Source organism: uncultured Kriegella sp. (assembly GCF_963975415.1).
Classification (GTDB): Bacteria; Bacteroidota; Bacteroidia; order Flavobacteriales; family Flavobacteriaceae; genus Kriegella.
The window spans coordinates 125,505-150,945 of record NZ_CAXBGN010000010.1; the positions used below are offsets into that span (position 1 = coordinate 125,505).

Annotated in this window: 21 protein-coding genes and 1 tRNA gene; 5 read left to right on the forward strand and 17 right to left on the reverse strand. The window is 41.3% G+C overall.

The features are described 5' to 3' along the window. The first annotated feature begins 79 nt into the window (after positions 1-79). Positions 80-1,291: a DUF4374 domain-containing protein gene (locus tag AACZ88_RS18905; RefSeq protein WP_339713734.1), complete on the forward strand. Its 1,212-nt coding sequence runs from the start codon at positions 80-82 to the stop codon at positions 1,289-1,291. Between the two features lie 88 nt (positions 1,292-1,379). Here AACZ88_RS18905 and rimK read toward each other — a convergent pair whose 3' ends face one another. The 6 genes from rimK to AACZ88_RS18935 all read right to left on the reverse strand — a co-directional run bounded on the left by rimK (position 1,380) and on the right by AACZ88_RS18935 (position 8,194). Beyond that, entirely contained in the window at positions 1,380-2,747 is a 1,368-nt protein-coding gene (gene rimK / locus AACZ88_RS18910; protein WP_339713737.1) for a 30S ribosomal protein S6--L-glutamate ligase, read from the reverse strand. 3 nt (positions 2,748-2,750) lie between these two features. Beyond that, positions 2,751-4,277 carry a carbon-nitrogen hydrolase family protein gene (locus tag AACZ88_RS18915; protein ID WP_339713740.1) on the reverse strand — a complete coding sequence of 509 codons (1,527 nt, stop codon included), beginning with the start codon at positions 4,275-4,277 and terminating at the stop codon, positions 2,751-2,753. 131 nt (positions 4,278-4,408) lie between these two features. Continuing rightward, positions 4,409-4,714, reverse strand: a complete 306-nt coding sequence (locus AACZ88_RS18920) for a hypothetical protein (RefSeq protein ID WP_339713743.1) — start codon at positions 4,712-4,714, stop codon at positions 4,409-4,411. A 7-nt stretch (positions 4,715-4,721) separates the two neighbouring features. Next, complete coding sequence (locus AACZ88_RS18925) at positions 4,722-5,699, reverse strand: deoxyhypusine synthase family protein (RefSeq protein ID WP_339713746.1); 978 nt, start codon at positions 5,697-5,699, stop codon at positions 4,722-4,724. Continuing rightward, complete coding sequence (gene speB, locus AACZ88_RS18930; RefSeq protein ID WP_339713749.1) at positions 5,686-6,627, reverse strand: agmatinase; 942 nt, start codon at positions 6,625-6,627, stop codon at positions 5,686-5,688. Before speB ends, AACZ88_RS18925 begins: the two co-directional genes overlap by 14 nt. Positions 6,628-6,799: 172 nt before the next feature. After that, positions 6,800-8,194: an arginine decarboxylase gene (locus AACZ88_RS18935; RefSeq protein WP_339713752.1), complete on the reverse strand. Its 1,395-nt coding sequence runs from the start codon at positions 8,192-8,194 to the stop codon at positions 6,800-6,802. 442 nt (positions 8,195-8,636) lie between these two features. On the opposite strand from AACZ88_RS18935, the gene AACZ88_RS18940 reads away from it, so the two are divergent. Further along, complete coding sequence (locus AACZ88_RS18940; protein WP_339713755.1) at positions 8,637-9,359, forward strand: hypothetical protein; 723 nt, start codon at positions 8,637-8,639, stop codon at positions 9,357-9,359. A 62-nt stretch (positions 9,360-9,421) separates the two neighbouring features. Here AACZ88_RS18940 and AACZ88_RS18945 read toward each other — a convergent pair. Then, positions 9,422-9,493, reverse strand: a tRNA-Arg gene (locus AACZ88_RS18945). A 212-nt stretch (positions 9,494-9,705) separates the two neighbouring features. On the opposite strand from AACZ88_RS18945, the gene AACZ88_RS18950 reads away from it, so the two are divergent. The 3 genes from AACZ88_RS18950 (at position 9,706) to AACZ88_RS18960 (ending at position 15,358) form a co-directional block, all read left to right on the forward strand. Further along, the gene (locus tag AACZ88_RS18950) at positions 9,706-12,129 is read left to right on the forward strand and encodes a TonB-dependent receptor (protein WP_339713758.1); all 2,424 of its coding nucleotides are present in this window, start codon (positions 9,706-9,708) and stop codon (positions 12,127-12,129) included. Between the two features lie 54 nt (positions 12,130-12,183). Continuing rightward, positions 12,184-13,323, forward strand: a complete 1,140-nt coding sequence (locus tag AACZ88_RS18955; RefSeq protein ID WP_339713761.1) for a PepSY-associated TM helix domain-containing protein — start codon at positions 12,184-12,186, stop codon at positions 13,321-13,323. 175 nt (positions 13,324-13,498) lie between these two features. Then, a complete protein-coding gene (locus AACZ88_RS18960) occupies positions 13,499-15,358 on the forward strand; it encodes an FAD-dependent oxidoreductase (RefSeq protein WP_339713763.1) in 1,860 nt (619 codons plus the stop codon). On the opposite strand, the gene AACZ88_RS18965 is transcribed toward AACZ88_RS18960, so the two are convergent. From AACZ88_RS18965 to AACZ88_RS19010, 10 genes are all read right to left on the reverse strand, one after another. Then, positions 15,355-16,194, reverse strand: coding sequence for an alpha/beta hydrolase (locus tag AACZ88_RS18965; RefSeq protein WP_339713766.1), 840 nt, complete (start codon positions 16,192-16,194; stop codon positions 15,355-15,357). The two genes, AACZ88_RS18960 and AACZ88_RS18965, sit on opposite strands and share 4 nt — an antisense overlap. Before the next feature lie 59 nt (positions 16,195-16,253). Further along, complete coding sequence (locus AACZ88_RS18970; RefSeq protein WP_339713769.1) at positions 16,254-17,528, reverse strand: TRAP transporter large permease; 1,275 nt, start codon at positions 17,526-17,528, stop codon at positions 16,254-16,256. Next, entirely contained in the window at positions 17,525-17,989 is a 465-nt protein-coding gene (locus AACZ88_RS18975) for a TRAP transporter small permease subunit (protein ID WP_339713772.1), read from the reverse strand. The genes AACZ88_RS18970 and AACZ88_RS18975 overlap by 4 nt, the downstream gene beginning before the upstream one ends. After that, positions 17,979-18,989, reverse strand: a complete 1,011-nt coding sequence (locus AACZ88_RS18980) for a TRAP transporter substrate-binding protein (protein WP_339713775.1) — start codon at positions 18,987-18,989, stop codon at positions 17,979-17,981. Before AACZ88_RS18980 ends, AACZ88_RS18975 begins: the two co-directional genes overlap by 11 nt. A 41-nt stretch (positions 18,990-19,030) precedes the next feature. After that, positions 19,031-19,612: a RidA family protein gene (locus AACZ88_RS18985; RefSeq protein WP_339713778.1), complete on the reverse strand. Its 582-nt coding sequence runs from the start codon at positions 19,610-19,612 to the stop codon at positions 19,031-19,033. Between the two features lie 27 nt (positions 19,613-19,639). Continuing rightward, positions 19,640-20,854, reverse strand: a complete 1,215-nt coding sequence (locus tag AACZ88_RS18990; RefSeq protein ID WP_339713781.1) for an aminotransferase class V-fold PLP-dependent enzyme — start codon at positions 20,852-20,854, stop codon at positions 19,640-19,642. A 21-nt stretch (positions 20,855-20,875) separates the two neighbouring features. Next, a complete protein-coding gene (locus AACZ88_RS18995; RefSeq protein ID WP_339713784.1) occupies positions 20,876-21,355 on the reverse strand; it encodes a RidA family protein in 480 nt (159 codons plus the stop codon). A 59-nt stretch (positions 21,356-21,414) separates the two neighbouring features. Next, on the reverse strand, positions 21,415-22,665 hold the full coding sequence (locus tag AACZ88_RS19000) for an amidohydrolase/deacetylase family metallohydrolase (protein ID WP_339713787.1): 1,251 nt from the start codon (positions 22,663-22,665) through the stop codon (positions 21,415-21,417). Between the two features lie 45 nt (positions 22,666-22,710). Further along, the gene (locus AACZ88_RS19005; protein ID WP_339713789.1) at positions 22,711-24,444 is read right to left on the reverse strand and encodes a PQQ-dependent sugar dehydrogenase; all 1,734 of its coding nucleotides are present in this window, start codon (positions 24,442-24,444) and stop codon (positions 22,711-22,713) included. 228 nt (positions 24,445-24,672) lie between these two features. Continuing rightward, complete coding sequence (locus AACZ88_RS19010; RefSeq protein ID WP_339713792.1) at positions 24,673-25,401, reverse strand: carbohydrate-binding family 9-like protein; 729 nt, start codon at positions 25,399-25,401, stop codon at positions 24,673-24,675. Positions 25,402-25,441 lie beyond the last annotated feature (40 nt).

Below are 25,441 nucleotides of genomic sequence, written 5' to 3' on the forward strand. Positions count from 1 at the left end.
TCACTAACACAATTTTTACACGTATAATATGAAAAAGCATCATTTTTATTTAAGTCTATTTGCATCAACTGTATTTCTTATGTCCTGCAGTAGTGACGACAACAATTCCACCCAAAAAGAAGAGGAAGAAGAAACACCGACAGCCGTATCAAAATACATAATTACGGCAACCCCTACAGCTTCGGAAGGAGTCGCAGATTACATCCTTACAGCTGACGAACTTAACCAAGGCATTATAAGTACCGAGGGAAATGGGGTCGAACAAGACGGAACTTATCGGTACTACGTAACCAACAACAACAAATTTTTCAGCCTTTTATACGGTCAAGGGAATCCAGGGGCTGTAACCACTTATGAATTGAACGAAGAAGGAACCTTAGATAAATTATCAGACTTTCAATCAGAAACGGTACAGGCATTTGCAGCTGTCGATAACGACATTCTATTAATAAAGATTTCTAGAAATACAGAGTCTCCATATGCCTATTGGTATCGCTTAGATACCGAAACCTCCCAATTCGTAGCTGAAGGTCAAATTAACACCCAGGAATTGGCAAATAAGGAAAATGGGGAACTTGCTTTCTTTTCTTGGATCACCCAAGTTGGTGATAAAATTTACTTGCCATATTTCACGGTTAAGGCTTGCTGTAATGATACTTTTGGAACAGATTATCCCGATGAAGCCAATATTGCAGTCTATTCCTATCCCGAAATGGAATTGGAAACCGTCATACACGATGACCGCACCAGTTCTATTGGAAGATATTTCGTTAATGGCCTTACCGTTGACGAAAAAGGGGATGCCTACGCTTTTTCATCAGGTGTGGCTACAACCAATGGTGAACTAAGTACAACAAAACCATCATCAATTACTAGAATTAACCAGGGCGAAACAACATTTGATGAATCCTATTTATTCAATGTTGAAGAAGCGATCGGCGGTAAGTATGTTACAACGCACATGTACTTAGGAAGTGGAAAATTTTTGGTACATCTTGGTTTGTCCGAAGAAAAGGGGGCATACACTACTGGAAAAGAATTCGCAATTATAGATGTCTATAGCGAAACGGTTACCGAGGTATCAGGAACTCCCGCCGTAGAAGATATTGTGCTTGTCACGGCAAGAAACAACTACGTATCAGAAGATGGGGCAACAGCATATGTCGGTATTACTACCGAGACAGGTAGTTATGTTTACAATATAGACGTTGCAACTGCCACAGCAACCCAAGGACTGGAAGTTCAAGGAGGTGTAATAACGGCTATAAGCGAACTTGAATATGTCGAATAATAATTAAGGGCTTTTGTTTGTCTTTGTCTAGTTTTTAAGTGCCCATCGAGCAATACCACAGATGCTCGATGGGTTTTTTTGACCCTATTTAACTAAACTTAAGTTTCTTTTCTATGGCCATGATCATGGAATTGGCTATATCTTTTCCCGTAGCATTTTCAATGCCTTCAAGACCTGGGGAAGAATTCACCTCTAACAAAAGTGGCCCCTTGTTCGACCGTATAATATCTACCCCTGCTACGGCAAGATTCAATACTTTAGCAGCTTTTATAGCTAATTTTTTTTCTTCTGGGGTTATTCGTATTATAGAAGCCTTACCCCCTTGGTGTATGTTCGCCCTGAATTCACCCTTCGCCGCCTGGCGTTGCATCGAAGCGACTACTTTGCCATTAACAACGAAACAGCGAATATCCTGTCCGTTGGCTTCTTTAATAAATTCTTGCACCAAGATATTGGTCTGAACACTTTTAAAAGCATTGATAACACTTTCCGCCGCTTTATTGGTCTCTGCCAATACCACGCCCTTACCTTGGGTACTTTCCAATAGTTTTATAATCAAAGGTGCTCCGTTGACCATTTTGATAAGGTCTTTAGTGTCCATCGGCGATTTAGCAAAACCAGTAATTGGAATATGTATATCGTTATTCGAAAATAATTGTGAGGCAAACAGCTTATCACGGGACTGAGTGATGGCCTCGGCAGAGTTTTGACAGTATGCACCTAGGTTATCGAATTGCCGAATGAGAGCACAGCCATAAAAGGTAACGGATGGCTTGATTCTCGGTATTACGGCATCAAACTCCTTTAAGATATTCCCTCCCCTATAACGAATTTCGGGGGAGTGCGCATCGAGTTTCATATAGGCCAATTCTACATTCAAAAACACAATTTCGTGTCCACGGGCCACGGCCGCTTCCATTAATCTTTTGTTGCTGTATAATTCAGGATTACTTGCCAACAACGCTATTTTCAGTCCTGTTTTCTCCTTAAAATAAGGGGCATACTTTTTATTGATTTGCGCCTCACTGAAATCCTGAATTTTATAGGTTTCCGCCGGATTGACAAGGTAACGTCCATTAATCGCCTCTCGACCCAACAGCATACGGAACTCCATGGTATCTCTGTTTGCCAATGTCAATTCAATATCGAAAACAGAATCGCCCAAGGTAACAGGGGTCTTTATGACCAAACGTTCTTCCGATATACCCGAAGAACTTTTGACCATCCTTCTATCGACCAATTTTGCCTCACATGGAATGGCGATGCTTCGGTTTTCCTGTAATGGATTGACATCAAATTTCACCCATTCTTGGGCATTTTTCGAATGTATTTTAATATTTGTTGCTTGTATCGACGAGGTTTTGGCCCCTGAATCTATTCGGGCCTTTATAGCAGGAACTCCTAAGTCTTTAAACACACACCATTCTTCGCTTCCTATCAGTTCAAGTTCTTTCAATTCTTATTTTTTCTTTAATTCAAAAATATCTTTTCTTCTATCATTCAAGTTTCTCACTGCCCCAAATTTATTGAGCTCACGAAGTAAGTCAATATCAACATCGGCAATCAATATCATTTCTGCGTTCGCCGTGGCTTCTGCTTTAATTCCGTTAGTAGGGAATGAAAAATCGCAAGGGGTAAACACCACCGATTGAGCAAATTGAATATCCATATTCTGCACGTTCGGCAGGTTACCAACGCTACCTGCAATAGCCACATAGCATTCATTTTCTATTGCTCTTGCCTGTGCACAGTTACGCACCCTTGAATATCCGTTTTGGGTATCGGTCAAAAAGGGAATAAAAAGAATATCCATACCTTCATCGGCCAAAATTCGACTCAATTCAGGAAACTCGGAATCGTAACAGATCAACACCCCTATTTTTCCACAATCGGTATCAAAAGCCTTTAATTGCGTACCGCCCTGCATACCCCAGACTTTAGCTTCATCAGGAGTCACATGTAATTTTTCATAGCGCTCCATACTGCCATCTCGACGGCATAAATATCCTACATTATATAATCGTCCATCCCTAATTTCAGGCATACTTCCCGTAATGATATTGATATTATACGAAATGGAAAACTCCGAAAATTTTTGGACGATGGCCTCGGTATGCTTCGCCAGCTCTCGAATAGCGTCAGGAGTAGACAAATGATTATCCTTGGCCATCAACGGCGCATTAAAAAACTCAGGGAAAAGAGCGAAATCGGAGCGATATCCAGAAACGGCATCTATAAAATACTCGGCTTGCTGTAACAATTCCTCCAAATCTTTATAAGGCCGCATTTGCCATTGTATAAGCCCCAAACGAATTATCTTCTTTTTGACGGTGGCTTTTTTCGAGGGTTTTTGGTAATAAATATTGTCCCATTCCATTAAAATGGCAAACTCATTTGATGCCTCGTCACCTTCCAAATAACCCTTCATTACTTTAGCGGGATGGAAATCGTTGCTTATCTGAAAATTTAACACGGGATCTTGAATTTCCTTTCTGCGAACCTTCGCTATGTATTCCTTGGGCGTCAATTCATTTGAATACAAATGGTAACTGGGCATTCTACCGCCGAAAACAATACTTTTAAGGTTCAGTTTTTCACACAGTTCTTTTCTATAGTCATATAATCTTCGACCCAAGCGCAAGCCCCTAAATTGAGGCTTTATAAAGACCTCTATACCATACAATACGTCTCCCTCGTTATTATGGGTACTAAAAGAATAATTTCCTGTGATATCTTGATAGGTATGGTTATCGTCGACAGTATTGTAATCTACAATAATAGAAAGTGCCACCCCGGCCAATTGGCCATTGATTTTTATGACCACCTGCCCTTCAGGAAACTTATCGATCAACGATTTGATATGCGCTTCTTTCCAATAGGCACCAGGCATATTTGTATATGCCGAAATCATCGCCGTTTTCAACTCTTGATAATCATCAAGATCCAAAAATTTCAGCTCAATATTTTCAATATCTTCAATTTTCATTTGAAAAGGATTAATTGACCATTCATTTGAAGGAACATCAAAGTCCCCCCACATTATTCATGTCAGCTTTGCGAAAAATATAAAAGTCGGTCAACCTTTACATAAGAACTAAAAAGTTGAAGGGAAATGGATTAGTCCTCATCGTCATCTTCAGACATATCGGGATCTGGAACAGCTTCTGGATCATCATCTTCAAAATCTTCATAATCATCTTCATCGTAATTTTCCATGGTATATTCCAACTTGGCGCTTATTTTCACCAAATACTTGGTATCTTCAGTCAATACCTCAACAGCTTCAACGCGCTCTCCTTGGGCATTTTTAAAGGTAATGATATTGCGGTCATCATACCCATCAGGGTAACGTTCGACCAGTAGTTTGAGTACTTCTGGTGTCAGTTTTTTAAAATCAACGATTACACGTTTTAGATTGTCCATAGGGCATTTATTGGTTTAAAAGATAAGCAAAAATAAGAGGTGCAACAATAGTTGCATCACTTTCTATAATAAATTTAGGGGTGTCGATATCTAGCTTTCCCCATGTGATTTTCTCATTGGGAACTGCACCAGAGTACGACCCGTAACTTGTGGTACTATCGCTAATTTGACAAAAATAGCTCCAGAAAGGGGTGTCGGTACGCTCCATATCTTGATAAAGCATAGGTACTACACAAATCGGAAAATCACCGGCTATACCTCCTCCTATTTGAAAGAATCCTATGCCGTTTTGTGAGTTGGCAGTATACCAATCGGCCAAAAAGGTCATATATTCAATTCCTGATTTCATGGTACTTGCCTTTAGTTCACCTTTTAGAACATAGCTAGCAAAAATATTACCCATGGTACTGTCTTCCCATCCAGGGCAGACAATAGGCAGGTTTTTTTCTGCTGCAGCATACATCCAAGAATCTTTTAGTTCAATTTCATAATGTTCTTCCAAAACCCCAGAAAGTAACATCTTGTACATAAACTCATGCGGAAAATAGCGTTCACCAGCATCTTCGGCATCCTTCCAAATTTTAAAAATATGTTCTTGTAACCTTCGAAAAGCCTCCTCTTCGGGTATACAAGTATCTGTCACCCGATTTAGACCCTTTTCCAACAGCTCCCATTCATCTTGCGGGGTCAGATCCCGGTAATTCGGCACTCTTTTATAATGACTATGCGCTACAAGGTTCATAATATCCTCCTCAAGGTTGGCACCCGTACAAGAAACTATCTGAACCTTATCTTCCCGTATGATATCGGCGAATATTTTGCCCAATTCGGCCGTACTCATAGCACCCGCTAAAGAAACCAGCATCTTGGCACCTGCCTCTAATTGGGCCTCATACCCCTTTGCGGCATCGACCAAAGCAGCTGCATTGAAATGCAAATAATACTTTTCTATAAAATTGGAAATCGCTCCCTTATTCGTCGTCATTCTTGAATTTTAAATTGTTGCCTCCCGATTTATAATCGATGTCATAGGTATTGTCATAGTCATCATCTACAGCTTCATCACTAAATTTATAACTTAACATTTTGTAAAACAATTTGGCTGCCAAAAAATCGGAAGACTTATCGGTTGCAATAGGGCATAGTTCGACCATATCGAAACCTACGACGTTTCGCTCTTCAAAAACCCTTTTTAAGAACTCCAATGTCTCGTACCAGAACAGCCCACCCGGCTCGGGAGTACCCGTCGAGGGCATTATAGAGGGGTCAAGAGCATCTAAATCAAACGTTATCAATACATTGTCGGTCATTGCCTCGATAACCTTATCTATCCAATATTCATCGTTGACCATATCATGGGCAAAGAACATTTTTTCTTCGTCCATAAAAGTCTTTTCAATGGCATCCATACTTCGTATACCTACTTGAATGAGATTGGTATTCTGGCTTGCCTCATGAACCGCACAAGCGTGATTGTATTTACTGCCTTCGTACGACTGCCTTAAATCGGCATGTGCATCGATCTGCAAAACGGTCAGGTTATCGAAACACTCGTTGAAAGCCCGAATTGTTCCGATAGAAATTGAATGTTCACCACCAAAGAGCGTTACAAACTTATTTCGTTTAATATACTCCTTGGTAATTTTGTGTACAGCATTTACCACTGCCTCTGGCGAACTATTTTCTAGAATAGCATCAGCCAAGTAGATACCTTGCTCATAAACCTCAGAATCGGTTTCAATGTCATAGAGCTCCATATTCTCGGAAGCTTCGAGAAAAGCTTTCGGGCCTTTGTCTGCGCCCTTGCCCCATGTACTGGTGCCGTCGTAGGGTACGGGAATCAAGACAATTTTAGCCTCTTCTAGTTGTGCGAACTCGTCGGGTATACCGGCGTAATTCTTTTTTGTGCTCATGGTCTAATAAGTTTGTAATTATATTGTTTTAGATAAACTGTTTATTTGTTTGAAGTTACACATTCCGAAGAATATGCCATCAAAACCGCTTGAGAAAAGAATATAAATAATTCTTTTTTAATTTTTATCACCCTTTTAATCATTTTCATGAAGGAATCATTTACTTCTCCTACTATGAATATCCCAAGATTTCGAGCATTCTTTCCGATTTCTGTTGCTCGCTGAAAAGTTCGTAGGTCAGGTTACCACCTTCATCCCTATCGATTAAAACATGTTTTGGCTGCGGAATCAGACAATGCTGCAATCCTCCATAACCTCCTATATTTTCTTGATACGCGCCTGTGTTGAAAAAACCAATATAGAGCGGTTTTTCCTTTTTGTATTTTGGAAGATATATTGCGTTTCTATTTTGCTCACTATTGTAATAATCATCACTATCACAAGTCAACCCTCCCAAGAGTACCCTTTCATATTCATCGTTCCATCGGTTTATCGGCAATAATATAAACCGCTTGTTAATTGCCCAAGTATCAGGTAACGTGGTGATAAAGGAAGAGTCTATCATGTTCCATTTTTCACGGTCGTTCTGTTGTTTTTGGTAAAGCACTTCGTAGATAGCACCACCACTCTCGCCTACCGTAAAAGTACCAAACTCAGTAAAAATATGGGGTACGGGAACATCTGCTTCTGAACAGGTCAAAACAATTTGATTGATGATTTCATCGACCATGTACTGGTAGTCGTATTCGAAAACAAGCGAATTTTTAATGGGGAAACCTCCTCCGATATTTAAACTGTCCAGTGATGGACAAATTTTCTTTAACCGCACATATACTTTAAGGCACTTGACCAATTCGTTCCAGTAATAGGCATTATCACGAATGCCCGTATTGATGAAAAAATGGAGCATTTTAAGCTCTATCTGTTCATTGTTCTTGATTTGGTCTTCATAGAAAGGGACAATATTTTTGTATCCGATACCCAGTCTCGAGGTATAAAACTCAAACTTGGGTTCTTCTTCAGACGCGATTCTAATACCTACTTTAAACGAATCATCTATTGCATCACAAAGCAGATTGATTTCTTCATAGTTGTCGACTACAGGTATACAGTTTTGATGTCCTTCATTAATCAGCCTTGCAATGTTCTCGATGTATTGTGCCCTTTTGAATCCATTGCAGATTACAAAGGTGTCTTCTTTTATTTTTCCATCTCGCTTTAGTCGTTCTACGATGTCTATATCGAATGCAGACGATGTTTCTATATGAATATCGTTTTTTAAAGCTTCGTGTAAAATATGCTGAAAATGAGAACTTTTGGTGCAATAACAGTATTGATAATTGCCTCTATAGTTATGCTTTTTCAATGCATTAGCAAACCAATTTTTTGCCCTGGCCACATTTTCAGAAATTTTGGGCAAATAAGTAAACTTCAACGGACTGCCATACTTGGCCGTTAGCTCTGCAAGGGGAATACCGTGAAACTCTAGGTTCCCTTCGTTCAAATTGAACTCCTCTTGTGGAAAAAAATAGGTCTGATCTATTAAATCAATGTATTTGGTGTTCATTAAAATGGATTTATGAAAGATATACAAACGAGACGCAAAAACGCAATGCACCTTATACGTTCACGGAAAGGGTGTTGGATTTCAAAATTCAAATCAAAATTTTCTTCTCCGTGTTCGGGACAAAAAAATTCATGCGCTGGCTTCGCTTAATAGCGGAAGCTACCGCAGTAGGCCAGAAATTTTGGCCCCCGATCAGGTAAGTAGCTGCAGAAAAAATAGAACTAAAGTTCCACTGCGCAAACACAGAAACAAATTGCATGTTGTTCAACTAAAAACTATGACAAATGAAAAGAAAAAAAGTGAAAAAAAAAGGATTTATAAAAAAATTTAAAAAAGCTTAATATACTGCACCAAGAAACCAGTGATTTCAACACTAAGTTTTAGCACAAACTATTGATTATAACTTATTTAATCCCTATTTTGGAAGGATAAAATCTTAGTTATGAAATCTATAAAATCAGTATCCCGTTTTCTTTTTGTTTGCCTTCTTACTTCGGCAGTGAGCGTAAAGGCACAGATTTCACCAGGTGTCTATCACACTGAACAAGAAAGCGATGGTCAAATGATTCACCATGAAATAAAATTGAATAGTAATTATTTTGTGTACACCTCCTACACCACCAGTCCCCCCAATTTCATCAAAACCGTCGGGGGGTTTTATACAGTCAAGAATGATATTTTAAAAGTAAATTTAGAATTCAATTCAGATTATGAGACGAATGGCGCTACCCAATTGGCATTACCATATGCTATGAAAGGGCGTAATCTGGTATTACAAACAGCCGACGAACTAACCTTCGAGCTATCTGCGAAAATTGAACAAGATTTGGACGGGCAGTGGCTTTTTGCAACACGAGGCCCTGACAAGGGTCAAGAACGAAGGGGGGAAGAAAATTCTAGAAAAACTTTAAAATTTCTAATGGACGGCCATTTTCAGTGGATAGCCTATGATACCAAGACCTTTAAATTTTCCGGTACCGGCGGTGGCAGCTTCACCTCTAAAAATGGCGTATACACTGAAACCATATCCTATTTTTCTAAAGATAACTCACGGGTCGGCGCATCACTAAAATTCAACTATAGAATTAAAAATGGGGATTGGCACCACACAGGCAAAAACAGCAAAGGCGAACCCATGTACGAGATTTGGGCGAAAAGGCAGTGACGACTGTACTGCTGACAAAATTAAAACATCTGTTCTGAAGGTAGCGCCTTGACTTGAAAAAGTGACCCCGGCAAGAATCGAACTTGCATCTAAAGTTTAGGAAACTTCTATTCTATCCATTGAACTACGGGGCCAAAAGAAGATGGCAAAAATAAAGTTTTTTTTGACAGTCTTAAAAGACAATCACAAGTTATTTCGGCAAGAATAAAAAGTTGTAGCAACAACTTTGAAAATCAATATTCGAAATAATTATTATTTAGATTTAATATAAATAATTTGGAAAAGAGTTTTTCGCAAAATACATTTGCCGAAACTTATTATTTATATCAAGTCTAAATAAATATACATGAAAAACCAACTTCCAATCCTACTGCTGTTTTTATTAAGCAACTTGGTATTTGGCCAAAGAGGCACTATAAACGGAACCATTACCGACAATCAACAAAACCCACTGTTTGGAGTAAATGTTTCGGTTAAAAACACTGCAAAGGGAACTCAAACCGATGAAAACGGAAAATTTACAATCACCAATCTTGAAAACGGAAACTATACGCTCTCCATATCCTATTTAGGTTTCAGAACTCGGGAGATTCCTGCTTCCATATCAAACAATCGTTCGCTCAATTTAGAGGCTATCGTTCTTTACGAAGGAAACGAAATCTTAAATGAAGTCGTAGTAGAAGGTGAGCGAACGAACAAATTTTCAAGAAAGAGAACAGCCTACGTTTCCAAATTACCTTTAAAAGACATTGAGAACACACAAGTATACAGCACGATTACGAACGAATTATTACAATCACAAGTAATTACCAATTTCGATGATGCACTAAAAAATGCAACAGGTGTAGAACAGCTATGGGCATCTACCGGTAGAGGAGGCGATGGCGCTGGGTATTATGGTCTGCGTGGCTTTTCGGTTCAACCACAATTGGTCAACGGCCTACCAGGTTTGACAAACGGCACAATAAACCCTGCGAATATTGAACGTATCGAAGTGTTAAAAGGTCCGTCGGCCACCTTGTTCGGCAATGCAGTAAGCTCTTATGGCGGTCTTATAAATGTAGTCACCAAGAAACCGTATGTAGGCACAGGAGGCGAACTCTCCTTTGTCTCTGGAACATACGGTCTGAATCAAATCATAGGAGATTTCAATACTGCCTTAAGCAAAAACGACAACTTATATTTTCGTATAAATACAGCTTATACGACAGAACAGAGTTTTCAAGATGCCGGTTTTAGAAAATCCTTTTTTATCGCCCCTTCTCTTTCCTATAAAGTAACTAATAAACTTTCGTTCTCCTTTTATGGTGAAATAACGCAAGCGGAACAAACGAACCCGACCTTTTTATTTTTGAATAGAAGTGCACCAACAGAATCGAATAATCTCGATGAATTGAGATACAACAACAAATTGTCTTTCACCAGTAATGATTTGACGCTCCAAAACCCGAATCAGAACTACAGAATAGAAATGGATTATAAATTATCAGATGCCTGGCAGTCCCAGACGCTACTTTCTAAAAGCACTACCTCAACAAAAGGCTATTATTCCTATTTGTTCGACTATGGTATTTTAGGCAACGACACCTTTACCCGATTTATCAGCAAGCAAAATGCGAATACCCAGACTACCGATATTCAACAGAACTTTATTGGTGACTTTAAAATCGCATCTTTAAGAAATAGAGTCGTTATTGGATTGGATTATTTCAACGCAACCGAAACTAGCAACAATAGTGGCTATGCCTTCTACGGAAATATTACTCCTGAAGGCGGTGCAAATGGAGACAACCCTTTCACGCCGGACGTTGAAACGGATTCATACCCATTATCCGCTACTGGGGTTGATGGGGTTCTAGCATCACAACCGATCGGCAATATCAAATCAAAATATCACATTTATAGCATTTACGCTTCCGATGTACTGAACATTACAGACAACCTTTCTGCATTAGTAGGTTTACGCCTAGATAGATTTGACAATGAAGGGGATTTGACAAGCCCCGATGACGATTTCGACCAAACTACGGTATCACCAAAATTCGGACTATTATATCAACCCATCCTCGATAGATTATCCCTCTTTGCCAATTACCAAAACGGCTTTACCAATGTTGCGCCACAATTGGTTGGAGACCCTGACAACGGTGCACAAACCCTCAAAACTTTCAAACCGGAACAGGCCAATCAATTGGAATTCGGAATAAAAACCAACCTGTTCAACAATAGACTCAACGCTACCGTAAGTTACTACGATATCACCGTGACCGATCGCGTCATCACAGACCCCTCTTCTCCTTTTAATAAAATTCAAGGAGGTGAAGTCGTTAGCAAGGGGTTTGAAATTGAATTAAATGCCAACCCATTCAGGGGCATGAATATTAGAGCGGGTTATAGCAATAACGATAGTGAAACCACAAAATCTGACAATACCGAAATACTGAATCGGAGACCGCTAGAGGCCGGGCCGGAAACACTTTATAATTTTTGGGCAAATTATGAGTTTCAAAATGGAAAATTAGATGGTTTCGGACTAGGCCTTGGTTTTAATGGTGCAAGTGAGCGTTTTGCGATTAACTACGCCTCGACCGGAGAATTTATTCTACCCAGCTATACCGTTGCCAATGCTTCTGTTTTTTATAGCGCACATAAATATAGATTCGGACTAAAGCTGAACAATGCCTTTAACAAAGAGTATTACAAAGGTTGGTCCACCATAAACCCACAAATGCCGAGAGCGTTGTTAGCGAATATTTCGTATAAGTTTTAATCAAAAGATGAGGGTTGTTATGCCGTTAAAGGTTGCAGCCCCAAAAAGACACCAATGACAGTTAAGAAATTCATATTTCAGCTTCACAAAATATTAGGCCTTATTACCGGCACAGTAGTTTTTGTCGTGGCAATTACAGGCTGCTGCTGGGCGTTTAGGGCAGAAATAGAAAGTTTTTACGATGACTATAAAAAAGTGGCACCCCAAAACCTACCTATTTTAACGCCGACAGTCGCAAAAAAACTTGCAGAAGAGGTATTTCCCGAAAACACTGTTCATGGTACGGCCTTTAAGGGAGCTGACGATGCCATCGAGGTTATCTTTTATGACCCCGATCCAGAATTTTATCGGAGTGTTTTTTTAAACCCGTATTCGGGCGAAGTTATTCAGGTCGACGACCACCTCTCCGGTTTTTTTGCCTTCATCCTAAAAGGTCATATGCGAATTTGGCTTCCCAAGGAAATAGGTGAACAAGTAGTTGGCGCCTGTATTCTGACCTTTATTCTGATAATCATTTCAGGCTTTATTTTATGGTTTCCCAAAAAACGCAAAAATATAAAGCAACGCTTAAAATTCGATTGGAAACCCAATACCCGATGGAAACGCAAAAACTTCGACCTACACACCGTAACCGGGTTTTATATTTGTTCACTAGCTCTGGTGCTCGCATTTACGGGGTCGGTCATTTCTTATAATTGGCTTAAATATGTGGTATACAAATCGGTTGGCGGCGAAAAAGTCCCAGCTTTTATCATTCCTGAAAATACGGGGAAACCACAAGACGCCGATGGCACAATTCCTATGGATTTTTTAATTGTAAAACTTCAAAAGGAATCACCCAACGCCGTGGGGTTCGAATTACACTATCCCAAAACAGCGGACGAAAGTATTTATGTTGAAGTTACGAACAGTGAAGGACTGTACTACGATGCCGATTACCGTTTTTTTGACCAAAATACTCTGGAAGAACTAGAAACAAAGGCCATTTATGGAAAATATGAAAATGCAAAAGTAGCCGACAAAATTTTGCGAATGAACTACGACATTCATATAGGGGCAATCGGAGGCATCGCCGGTAAAATTATTGCTTTCCTAGCAAGCCTACTTACCGCAAGCCTGCCCGTTACGGGGGCGCTTTTATGGTATGGAAGAAAGTACAAAAAGAAGCGTACTCTTATAAACGTTGAAGATTAATTCAGCACTGAAATTATTTTGATTTTGTTGTATAACCTCGGTCAACAAGACGAGTATATCAAACATCCATTATTAGTGCATTCCCTGCGACCTAAGAAGACCCTTTGCCTCAGCAAAACACTTAAAATCTACTGGGCATTTTGTAACTTAACCCTATTTTTAATCCAATTGAATTGTGGGAAAAAGAAATTTATTAGTGCTGCTCAGCCTTTTGTGGCTTGTTTTACTTCAAGCACAGAGTCAAGTTGATGTCTTAATTATTGGGGGTGGCGCCGGGGGAACTTCGGCTGGTATACAGGCAGCACGAATGGGGGTAAAAGTACAAATCTTGGAATCCACACCATGGTTAGGTGGTATGCTCACATCTGCCGGGGTTTCAGCAATCGATGGCAATCACGAAATGCCCTCGGGCATCTGGGGCGAGTTCAGGGATTCGTTGTATGCCCATTATGGTGGCCCCAAAGAAGTCGCAACCGGTTGGGTAAGCCACACGCTTTTCGAACCATCGGTCGGCAATAACATTCTACGTCAGATGGCCGACATCACAAATTTGAACCTTGTTTTCAATGCCGTTTATACCGATATCCAAAAAGAGGGCGAAAGATGGAAAGTTTTCTACCGGCAAAATGGGAAGTCATATTACGTTATTGCCAAAATTCTCATCGACGCCACGGAAATTGGGGAATTATTACCATTAGTAAATGCAGATTTCCGTGTAGGCATGGATGCAAAAAGCGAAACGGGCGAAAAGCAAGCCCCGGAAAAAGGAAACTCTACCGTACAAGATTTGACTTATTGTGTGATTTTAGAGGATGTTTCGAAGGATTCCCACCTCCGTGGGAATAAAAAGGGATTGGTCAAAAAACCAAAAAACTATAATGCCGCTGAATTTGAATGTGCTTGCAAACGTGAAGCTGGACAAATGTTCGGGGGCGTCTCGGGTTGTGAGCAGATGATCCGTTATGGCAAGCTTCCCAACCATAAATACATGATCAACTGGCCCAATTGCGGCAATGATTTCTATGTCAATTGGCCCGAATTAACCTCACTGCAACGCCAAGAAAAATTAAAGGACGCCAAAAGCTTTACCCAAGGTTTTGTCTATTACATTCAAAATGAACTGGGATTTCAACACCTTCGTGTTGCTGACGAATTTCCGACAAAAGATAATTTCCCGATGATTCCGTATGATCGGGAAGCCCGTCGGGTCAAAGGCAAAGTATTTTTGACCGTTGACCATTTGGAACGCCCCTATGACTACAACTTTTATAAAACGGGGATTGCAGTCGGTGATTACCCCATTGATCATCATCGGGACAAAAATCCGAAAGGCACACCCGAAATCGATTTTATTAATATTCGAGTACCCAGTTACAATGTTCCGCTGGGTAGTTTGATTCCTGAATCGGTAGAAAATTTTATCGTAGCGGAGAAGAATATAAGCGTTTCGAACATCGTTAACGGCGCGACCCGTTTGCAACCTGTCGTATTGGGCATCGGGCAGGCGGCCGGTGCTTTGGCGGCAACTGCCATCAGCGAAAACAAAAAACCTTCCGCGATTTCTATTCGAAATGTTCAAAATGCTTTATTAACAAATAAGGCGTATTTGATGCCTTTTATTGATGTTAAAAAAGATGACGAGGCATTCGAGGCCATACAGCGCATCGGAACATCTGGTGTGTTAAAGGGATATGGTGTACCCTACAAATGGGCTAATCAAACGTGGTTCTACCCCGATAGAATCGTTTCTGAAAATGAATGGATCTCAGGATTGATTCCCTATTATCCCGAAATGGAAAAAATAGCCGCCTCTGGGGCCGGAATCACTTTAAAATTTATGAATGAGGTAATTTTTAGTCTTGGAAAAAATCGTTCGGCATCAGCTATCCAAAAAAAATGGGCCTCGTTTTATTCCTTGCAAGACTTTGGCAAACTAGCACCCCTAAACCGTAGACAAATCAGTATTATTACCGATGACATTTTCGATCCATTTGCTGTGGAAATCGATTTTGAAGGCAATATGATTGCGAACTAGTTCTGTTTTTGCGTTTGCCCAGCCGTTTTACGTTTGACAAAATCCAACAACAACGGAACCGCAGGGTATACCATATTATGCCCGTACCCATCCAACTCCATCAATTCAATATCAGGGTGATCGACCACTTTCATCATTCTATAGAAATAGGCATTCTCTTCATACCTACCCAACATTTCCAATTCGCGATTACCGGTTATCAATAACATGGGTGGAGCATCTTTGCGCACATGATAAAGTGGTGCGAATTTATCGATTATGGGTTGTGTACCTTCGATTCCCATTTCTTTTCTGATGGTAAAATGGGTAATGGTATGGCCGCTAAAAGGAGCCAATGCGGCTATGTCGTCGGCGTCAATATCAAATTTCTTTAAATAACTTTTATCCAACCCGACCATGCTAGCCAAATAGCCCCCGGCTGAATGTCCGGTTACAATTATTTTTTTCGGATCTCCGTTGTATTTGGCAACATTCTTAAACGTCCATGCAACCGCAGCAGCGGCATCTTCGATATATACCGGATGTTTCACTTTCGGATGCATCCGATAATTCACCGTTACAACAATCACATTCTTATTCTTTAAGCCGTCAGGAATATGCTTTTCACCACTTTCCAATCCACCGCCATGAAACCAAACAACCGTTGCCAGACCTTCAGCGTCTTTAGGGTAATAGACATCTAACTTACAGCGTTCTTTGATATACGCATCAGAATTACGAACATCGGCCGGATAATACGGGATGTCTTCCTCTAGAACATAGGTATCACTTTGGGCGTTTATACCAGCAGTTCCAAAAACGAAAAGGAAAAGAACTAGGCTAATAATCTTATTCATAGCATTTTGTTTGTTTAATGGGTGTTCTCTATTGATAAATTTTGGTTGTTCGCCCTGTTCTAATCGATAAATAGGTTTGGCAAGACTAGTGAAAACCATGGGAAAAGGGTCACTAGGATCAATACCACGAAACTGACCAGCAAAAAGGGCAGACCGGCCTTACTTACCTCCCCGATCGATATCTTTCCAATACTGGAGGCGACAAAAAGGCAAACCCCAACAGGTGGAGTGGTCAGGCCAATGATCAAATTCAAAACCGCAATTACCGCAAAATGAATGGGGTCGACATCGACGGCAAGGGCTACCTTCAATAAAATAGGAAACAAAATAAGCAGGGCCGCAATGGTTTCCATAAATGTGCCTACGACGATCAACAACAAATTGATGAGTAGCAAGACGACGTATTTATTGTCAGTAAAACCTAAAATTTCGTTAGATATGCTTTGTGGAATTTGTTCCGTAATCAGAATGTAGCCAAAAAGGTTTGCAAAACCGACGAGGACCATAAGGCTTGCGGAAGTCTTCATACTGTCAAGTAAAATGACCTGAATGTTTTTAAAATTCAGTTTTTTGTAAACAAATTTGCCGATAACCAAAGCATAAACCACCGCTATGATAGACGCTTCCGTTGGTGTAAAAATACCTCCTATAATTCCGTAAAGGATGATAAAGGTCATCAATAATGACCAAAAGGTGTCGACAAAACCCCGAGCCACTTCTTTTAAACTGCTGCGCTTATGTTTGGGATATTTCTTCTTCTTCGAAATAAAATAGGCCGTGAACAAAAGGCCGACCCCCAATAACAACCCGGGAAGCGCACCGGCCAAGAACAACTTCCCTACGGATAGGCCACTCAAGGTTGCAGCGATAATCATAGGCACACTTGGAGGTATTATCGGTCCAATGGTAGAACTGGCCGCGGTAACCGCACAGGAAAAACCAGTGTCATAGCCTTCTTTTTTCATCGCAGGAATCATAATCGACCCCATACTTGCCGTATCGGAAATAGCCGTTCCCGAAATTCCTGCAAAGAGCATCGAGGCTCCAATATTCACTAATGAAAGTCCTCCACGAATGTGGCCCAACAAGTGGTTGCAGAATTTGATAATTTTTTCGGTAAGTCCACCCCGGTTCATCAAATTGCCCGCCATAATAAACCCTGGTACACTCAACAGCACGAATACATCAATACCCGAGTACATCTTCATCGGAACAATAATAAGCGGGACTCCCTTTACCAACAAATAACTCAAACAAGACAATCCCAAGGCGAAAGCAATAGGAAATCGGAGTATCAGACTTAGCACAAAAACGATAACCAGTATCCAAATCATAGTTTTGTGGTTTTGTATATCTTTCGGATTTTCCTCCACAGATAGTAACTGATAGACGTTGCCATAATAAACATACTAATGAACGCCAAGCCCATATTAAAGCCCATACTCGGAGATTTTTCAGGAATTCCCAAGATTATGAATTGTATGGAATAAAAGGCCATAACCAGAAAAAGAAGCAACGTAACTATAGGAATGGCTACGTTCAAAATTTTCTTCAATCGCGCAGAAAAACGGTTATAGAACATATCGAGGTGTACGTAAAACTCATTCTTCATGGCCAGACCTGCAGCAAACGACATGGCATAAATAAAGAATAGTCGGGATGCTTCTTCCGTCCATGATGGCGTATCAAAAGGCGAAAAACGACAAAAAATCTGAAGTAATACCGTTGCCATTAACCCCCAGGTACTCAAGAGGGTCCCAATTTTGAGCAGACGCCCTATTGTTTTATATAGCATCACCTTTTTCTTGTTTCAGTTCGTCATAGATTTTCTGCATTTCTGGGGAAAGGCTTTCGTAAATGGCCTGTTCACATTTTTTTGAGAAGGCTTCCTTATCCACTTCGATAAATTGCATACCATCAGCCTTTAATTCTTTTTGTACACTTTTTTCATTTTCAAGAAAAAGACGGTGCTCGTAAGCCTGCATTTCTTTACCGGCCTGCAGAAAAATTTCTTGAAGGTCAGGGGGTAATTTTTGAAACTGTTTTTCTCCTACAACCGGATATACCCAACTTATGACGTGGCCTGTCAAATTCAAGTATTTTTGCACTTCAGAAAACCCTGCGTTGTTGATCATGGCAAACGGATTTTCCTGTGCCTCAATGGTACCCTGTTGTAACGACGTGAATACTTCGGAAAATGCCATGGGAGTCGGTTTTGCGCCCAAAGCGCTCCATGTGGTTACAAAGGCCGGCACGTTGGGCACTCTTATAATCAATCCCTTTAAATCATCGGGATGCCGTATTGGTCTGTTGGAAGTCAAATGTCTTGGCCCTCGTTCAAAATGCCCCAGGGCCCGAAGTCCTGCTTTTTTAATCATTTCATCTTCCATCAATTTTCCGACCGGACCTTGAATATAACGGTTCATATCGGTTGAGTCTTGCATCAAAAAGGGAAGCTCACAAAAGGTAGCCGCCTCAAACCAATTGGTTAACGTAGATCCCGTGGTCGTCATATCGATTACTTCCGCCTGTATCAAACGAATGGCTTCGATTTCTTTGGCCAACTGTTCCGAGGGATAGAGTTCGACCTTGATACGTCCTTCAGAGCGTTCTTCTAGAATTTCACCGAAATAGGCAAAGGCCTTGAACCAGGTATGTTCTTCATTGACAAGCAGTGCCGTTCGCAGTAAAAATTCGGGTTCTTCCTTAGGGCTGCAACCGCTCAGGACCAAGAAAAGAAAAATTAGATGGCAGCATCGTCTTGCGGTATGTTTGGTCTTTATACTGATACTCATGGTGGTTAACAGCGCATTTCTAGCGTGAAAACCAAATATAATCAATTTCCGTAGACCTCGACAATCATCTCAATTTCTACGGCAATATCCCCGGGCAACGAGCCCATACCTACCGCTGCCCTGGCATGTTTTCCATTTTCGCCAAAGACATCCACCATAGTATCCGAAAAACCGTTTATGACCTTTGGATGGTCCGTAAAGTCAGAGGTTGCGTTGACCATACCCAATACCTTTACAACACGTTTAACTTTATTTAAATTACCCAATTCGACCTTTAATACCGATAGCTGATTGATGGCCGTCACCTTTGCTGCCTCGTACCCTTGTTCTATGGTCAGCTCAGTACCGACTTTTCCCGTGATGTTTTCGCCATTGGCCTGCAATGGCCCCTTGCCCGATAGAAAAATCAGGTTTCCCGTTCGAACTGCATTCACATAATTCGCTACCGGCGCCGAAGGTGTACGGAGCGTTATACCCAACTGCTGCAGGTTTGCCTCGGGATCATAATTTATATCGGCAGACTCAATAGGCGTGGTTATGCTTTTTGTCTGCTCGGTATGTTCCGGTTCTGTTTTACAGGAAATAAAAGCAATACACAGTAATCCTAAAAAAGAAATCCTCATAAAAAAGTTATTTTATCATTGGTGTTATTAAGCATTCGACAGTACTTCTTTTACCCGTTGGGCCACCGTACGTTCCTGACCCGGCTCCATCATCCAGGTGGTAATACCCACCTCTTCCTTACCTCCTACCGTTTCTATCGACGGATGCCCATCACGTAACCGTTTCCGCATTTCATCTTTTGTAATCTTTACCACACTTTCGTCCCATTTAATACGTAAACTAGGAACATGGTTCGCGTGCGGAGGAACATGAATTTCTGTTTCCACGCCTTTCACGGTCAGTGCGCTATCGCTAATCAATTTAATTTGATTTTCCCAGAGCTCCCATTCCTTTTTATGGTCTTTCGCCAAGTACACTTCCAAAGCGGCCAACATGCCCAATACTTCCTCTTTGTTCACTTTCATTCCACGGGCAATGGTGGTTCCCCGGGGTGGGGTATGCAGGCGCGCGGCCTCGATATATTTTCGTTTGCCCAAAAGGAGTCCTGCGCTTTGAGGCCCCCTAATACCCTTACCACCCGAAAAAGCAACAAGATCAAAGCCCATTTTGGTGAATTTAAAAAGGTTTTCTACGGGTGGAACGTCGGCCGCACAATCAATAAATGTCGGAATTCCATGTTTTCTTCCCAGAGCCACAAACCCTTCACGATCTATTTCTCCCAAATCGGTATTAGCATTTAGAAACCAGAGCATGGCCGTGTTCTTATTGATTGCCCTTTCAAGGTCTTTAGCCGATTTTACCTGTACCAATTTAGCACCGGTATTGATTAAGGCATGGGTGTACCCAATATCGTGGGCCTCTTGCACGATGACCTCATCTTTAAGCCCAGTTGTATCGGGGAGTTGTGCCACCTTTTCTGTATCCATACCACACATAACCCCTGCAAGTCCGATTGTCATGGCCCCAAAGGCACCCGAAGATACGGTCGCGTACTCACACTCTAAAAGTTGGGCGATACGATCACCAACCTTGTCGTGTAATTCGTCTAGGTTCACATATTCTGTAGCCCCATAGTTAATCGCATCGGTTACTTCCTTTCGCATTAAGGATCCTGTCATGGAAGTGTAGGTACCCGCAGCATTAATAAACGTACGAAGACCAAGCTCTTTAAAAAAATCACGGGCAATCGGTTTGACAATCGCTTCTTCGACGGTATTTGCCGTTAACATACCCGGACCTAGTATTCCCCCAACAAAGGGAAGGGCCGATAGCGTTTTAAGTACTTTTCTTCTACTACTCATAATTTCCGATTTTAGCCATTACTAATCCAATGAAGCAATACAATCCATTTCTACCAACGAACTACCAGGCACACCGCCATAGGTTGCCACCGTAGTTCGCACGGGCGGATTCTTTCCGAATCTCCCCCGAAACACTTCGTTCATGCCTTTGTAATCGGCCAAGTCGGCCAAGTAGACATTTACCTTCATCACTTTTTCCATGGAAGAGCCATTGCGCTCCAATTCCTTTTGAAGTTCTTGCAGCACAATTTCAGTATGTGCTTTTATCTCATAAGGTTCTACATGTGCCCCTTTTCCTGCAATATAAAGGGTATTCCCATGTTTGACAGCCCCCGAAAACAATGGGATATCTTGATCCATTACGATGTCACCCACCACTTCTTTTTTGGGTCTTTTTTCATTTTTACCCATTGCACTGGCCGTACCGATACCGAACAATGCTGCTAGACCCATTCCTATTTGTTTGAATGATGCTCTTCTTGTAGTTGTTTTGTTTTTCATCTTCGTGTTCCTTTTAAATTAAATTATTTTGATTCAATATATACAAAATTCGACCTGGTTTATTCGTTCCAATTTGAGGCGGCCAAGCCATTCAGGTCATAGACCACCTTACCATCACGAATGGTCATTTCACATTCCAATCTTCTATCTCCTTTCATTTTCTTGCCTTGGGTATCAATAAAACCAAAATCGCCTTCCCTCAAATTTAAAAGGGTAACATCGGCAACGGCGCCGACCGAAAGATGTCCCAGATCGGTACGCTTTATGATCTGTGCCGGGTTCCAGGTGACGGTGGCGATGATTTCATGCACCGGCATATTCATATTTACAAATTTCGACATGATATTGATGATGTCTTTCATACCCCCGTTCATACTTCCCGTGTGTAGATCAGTACTGATCGAGTTCGGCTTAAAACCTTGTTGTAGCGCCGGTACGGCCTGTTCAAACACAAAGCTGCCACCGCCATGGCCTACGTCGAATATAATGCCCCTTTTTTGTGCGGCAAAAACAAAATCGCGAACCTTCCCCCGCTCATCTACCACCGGAATCCGACCATTTACATGAGCATAGGCATGGGTAAAAATATCGCCTGGTCGCAGTTTTTCCATAAACAATTTTTCGATAGATAGTTCGGGATCACTTCCTCCAAAGTCAATCATTACTGGAATGTCGGCCAACCGACCCGCTTCTACCGCCCGTTCGGTCGGTGTCCAATCAAATCCGCTATAATGCGCCAGTTTTACGCCGACGATAATCCCGGGGTGCTGCTTAGCTACCAGAGCCGTAAGTTTGGGACTCATATCATCAATGTTCTGTTCTATGGCCCCCCCTTTCATGCCAGACCCTACAATATTTAAAAAGGAAAGCACCCTGGTCTTCGACCGGTCGATAGTCTGTTCCTTAAAAATTCTAAAATTACGCCACCCTGCACCCCCGACATCTACGATAGTGGTAACGCCGCTTCGAAAACTAAAACCATCGGGTGGTAAAGCCGTAAAACTGTTACTGAGATAGGCATCGGGTTCCGTACCATGAAAATTATGGCTGTGGATGTCGATTAATCCCGGGCTCACCAAAAGTCCGTTTGCATCAATCACCTTCGTCGCTTGACTTTGAGGAATATTGGCGTCGACTTTTGCAATCTTTCCGTCTTTTATGGCAACATCCATCATTTTATCAATGCCGTTCTTGGCGTCAACAACTTTGCCTCCCTTAATCAAGATATCGAAATTTTGAGCCCACAGGGTAGCTGAACCAATACACAAAAACAGCATGGTTGCCAGACAATGTTTTGTAAATGCTTTCATAGTATATTCTTTGTTGGATAAGGGTTATTTTTTCACTACTTCACTTTAATTGGTCTTTTCTCTAATCGAATTTCTTATTTTACTGATTTCATGTACTTCTATGGCACTCGCATCATTTCCAAAATTGGAACGAATATATGTAAGTACGCCACTGATTTCTTTATCACTCAAAAAGCTGTGTTGCGGCATTACCCCATTATATGCTTCCCCATTGATTTCAATACTTCCTTCCATACCTTCCAGTATTATTTTGATCAACCGTTCTTTATCCCCCGAGACCCAATCAGTATTGGCAAGTGGCGGAAACCTCCCTGGCGCCCCTCGCCCATCTTTTTGATGACAAGTACTGCAATAGGTGTAATAGGTGGCCTCCCCTTGGGAAGAAGCATTTCTACCAAGATTGTCATTAACCTTATCCGGAGTGCGTATGTGCGTCGCTGTTTTTCTTTTTTCCATTTTTGCGAGTTCCTCCTTACCGAAAGCAGCCTTGTCGCCATCAAAGGTTATTTTCCAAATCCTTCCTTTTACCGAATCGGAAAGGTACATCGCACCATCTTTATCAAATGCAATCCCCATAGGTCTGAAATGCGCATCTTTTACGCTTTCGATAGGATCAACCCCCGCAAATCCATCGGCAAAAACTTCCCAATCGCCATTGGGTGCCCCATCCTTAAAGGGCACAAAAGCGACAAAATAACCCGATTGGGGATAAGGTGCTCGGTTCGTTGACCCATGAAAGGCAATAAAGGCCCCATTTTTATATCGTTCTGGGAATTGATCCCCTTGATAAAAAACAAGGTCATTAGGCGCCCAATGCCCAGGAAACCCAATAATGGGGTCGTCAAACTCAGCACATCTACCTATAATCTCTCCATCTCCGCCATATTCGGGACCCAACACTTTTTTTCCTTGCATTTGGTCATAGTAGCAATAAGGCCAGCCAAAATTTGATCCCTCGGTCACTCTAATAAACTCTTCTGAAGGCAACAAGGCACTTTCCCATGGGGTATATTTATTGGGAAACAACCGCAATAAATCATCTCTGCCATGCATGACAATATATAGGTTTTCATCAGCAGAATTCCAATCCATCGCCACTACACTTCTGATTCCCGATGCATATTTATAGCCATCTTTTTGAGTCTGACCCAATTTATTCGCATCGAACCGCCACACCCCTCCATGATGTTCTAGCTGCGGACAAGGATCCAGACCTGGAGCTCCAGGAGTTCTTTTGGGTTCTTGACAAGCATTCGAAGGAGCCCCAAAAGGAACATATAAATGACCTTCATTATCGAAAGCGATCGGTTTTCCAATGTGTTCGTGTTTGCCATGCTCGTGGTCATCGGTCACAACAACCTCCATTTCACCCTCTGGAACCATTGTTCCAGGAGTCAGTTTATACCGATACACCACCAATTCGGAGCTAAAATAAATATACCCGTTATAAATTCGCATCGCTGTCGAATAGCTCCAGCTTTGACGGGACCTATACCCCCCGAACTTTTCTATAATGTCGGCCTCACCATCATTATCGGTATCTGCAACAGCAATAACGCCAGCCTTTTCGTCTGAATTTCGAAGATTTCCGTATAAAATACCAGCATCGGAAACAGCCATATGCCGTATTCGCTCAGGGACGCTATCTATCGCAATAACGGATTTAAAACCGTCAGGAAGTAGTAGCGTACCGTTCGAGGGTTGCTCTGCACAACGTGATAATCCTAGGACTGCGAAAAAACATATTATCCAGACCTTTGAAAATTGGGCGAACTTCATTTCATACCGATCTTACAAATTAAAGCTACGGTAACGTATCAAACCACGCTTCGGGCATCTTCCGAGCAGAAGTCGCTCAAGCCTGCTTATTACCGTATCTGGAGGGAACTGGGATACAATGGTTAAGATAACTTACTTTCCTAATATAAACAAGGAACGAGCCTAAAAATGTGTTCGAACACACCCATTTGTCAGCTATTATTTACAAAATTTTATGAAAGCCAATATTTATTCAAAAACGACCGTTCCGAAATATTCAGGGCGGTGAAAATCAGGACGTTCCGTCTTAACCTGATTCCAGCTGAGATAATGTGCTTCCGCAGTTTTATTGCCACATTTATAGAAATTGGCTTTGGCGTGAAGCCCCTTTAATTGTAGTCCTTCATCATGTATCAGGGTTTCCGCGGGAATAACCAGAGTAATCTCCCAAGTAAACTCACCTGTACGCTCTTTAAAAGAAGTGGTTCCTAAAGTTGATTTTACCTGAATTTGTTCTTGTATCGAATGTTCATCAACAAATTGTCGGTCGCTTCTTGTCGGGCCATAGGCCAAAAGAGGTGTTCCGATACAGTTGAATTCGAAATTATAGTAATTGCCATCGGCTAGGGGGTCAAAGAAAAACTCAACGCAGCTGTCGTTCGACACGGCACCATTGACATCAACGACTTCGGCCAAGACACTCTTCTCCTGAATATAATATTTAAGCCAAATCTGGTTGTTGCTATGTGCAATTCTGAACTGTGTCTTCGGACGATAGGGAAATGCATCCCAATTGACCAAGTCAATATCATGAAGTTCTGTTTGACTTTCGAGCAAATCAGAGACCTCTTGAAAACTGGCGACACCCGTATGTTCAATTTCTTTTACCTTCAAGATTTTGTCGTCTTGGTTCGTGAAACCACATGCAATGCCCGTTACCCAAACACAATATACTAGTATGAACGGTTTTAAATTCATTTTGCTGTAGCTGAAAGTACAAAAAAATCAGCTAATTCGA

What these genes read in the sequence shown, in the direction of transcription:
- AACZ88_RS18905 (WP_339713734.1), top strand. Translation starts at nt 80, where the DNA reads ATGTCCTGCAGTAGTGACGACAACAATTCCACCCAAAAAGAAGAGGAA.
- AACZ88_RS19000 (WP_339713787.1), bottom strand. Translation starts at nt 22,665, where the DNA reads ATGAAAGCATTTACAAAACATTGTCTGGCAACCATGCTGTTTTTGTGT.
- AACZ88_RS18940 (WP_339713755.1), top strand. Translation starts at nt 8,637, where the DNA reads ATGAAATCTATAAAATCAGTATCCCGTTTTCTTTTTGTTTGCCTTCTT.
- AACZ88_RS18985 (WP_339713778.1), bottom strand. Translation starts at nt 19,612, where the DNA reads ATGAGGATTTCTTTTTTAGGATTACTGTGTATTGCTTTTATTTCCTGT.
- AACZ88_RS18995 (WP_339713784.1), bottom strand. Translation starts at nt 21,355, where the DNA reads ATGAAAAACAAAACAACTACAAGAAGAGCATCATTCAAACAAATAGGA.
- AACZ88_RS18965 (WP_339713766.1), bottom strand. Translation starts at nt 16,194, where the DNA reads ATGAATAAGATTATTAGCCTAGTTCTTTTCCTTTTCGTTTTTGGAACT.
- AACZ88_RS18920 (WP_339713743.1), bottom strand. Translation starts at nt 4,714, where the DNA reads ATGGACAATCTAAAACGTGTAATCGTTGATTTTAAAAAACTGACACCA.
- AACZ88_RS18955 (WP_339713761.1), top strand. Translation starts at nt 12,184, where the DNA reads ATGACAGTTAAGAAATTCATATTTCAGCTTCACAAAATATTAGGCCTT.
- AACZ88_RS18950 (WP_339713758.1), top strand. Translation starts at nt 9,706, where the DNA reads ATGAAAAACCAACTTCCAATCCTACTGCTGTTTTTATTAAGCAACTTG.
- AACZ88_RS18975 (WP_339713772.1), bottom strand. Translation starts at nt 17,989, where the DNA reads ATGCTATATAAAACAATAGGGCGTCTGCTCAAAATTGGGACCCTCTTG.
- AACZ88_RS18990 (WP_339713781.1), bottom strand. Translation starts at nt 20,854, where the DNA reads ATGAGTAGTAGAAGAAAAGTACTTAAAACGCTATCGGCCCTTCCCTTT.
- AACZ88_RS19010 (WP_339713792.1), bottom strand. Translation starts at nt 25,401, where the DNA reads ATGAATTTAAAACCGTTCATACTAGTATATTGTGTTTGGGTAACGGGC.
- AACZ88_RS18925 (WP_339713746.1), bottom strand. Translation starts at nt 5,699, where the DNA reads ATGACGACGAATAAGGGAGCGATTTCCAATTTTATAGAAAAGTATTAT.
- speB (WP_339713749.1), bottom strand. Translation starts at nt 6,627, where the DNA reads ATGAGCACAAAAAAGAATTACGCCGGTATACCCGACGAGTTCGCACAA.
- AACZ88_RS18980 (WP_339713775.1), bottom strand. Translation starts at nt 18,989, where the DNA reads ATGAGTATCAGTATAAAGACCAAACATACCGCAAGACGATGCTGCCAT.
- AACZ88_RS18915 (WP_339713740.1), bottom strand. Translation starts at nt 4,277, where the DNA reads ATGAAAATTGAAGATATTGAAAATATTGAGCTGAAATTTTTGGATCTT.
- AACZ88_RS19005 (WP_339713789.1), bottom strand. Translation starts at nt 24,444, where the DNA reads ATGAAGTTCGCCCAATTTTCAAAGGTCTGGATAATATGTTTTTTCGCA.
- AACZ88_RS18970 (WP_339713769.1), bottom strand. Translation starts at nt 17,528, where the DNA reads ATGATTTGGATACTGGTTATCGTTTTTGTGCTAAGTCTGATACTCCGA.
- AACZ88_RS18935 (WP_339713752.1), bottom strand. Translation starts at nt 8,194, where the DNA reads ATGAACACCAAATACATTGATTTAATAGATCAGACCTATTTTTTTCCA.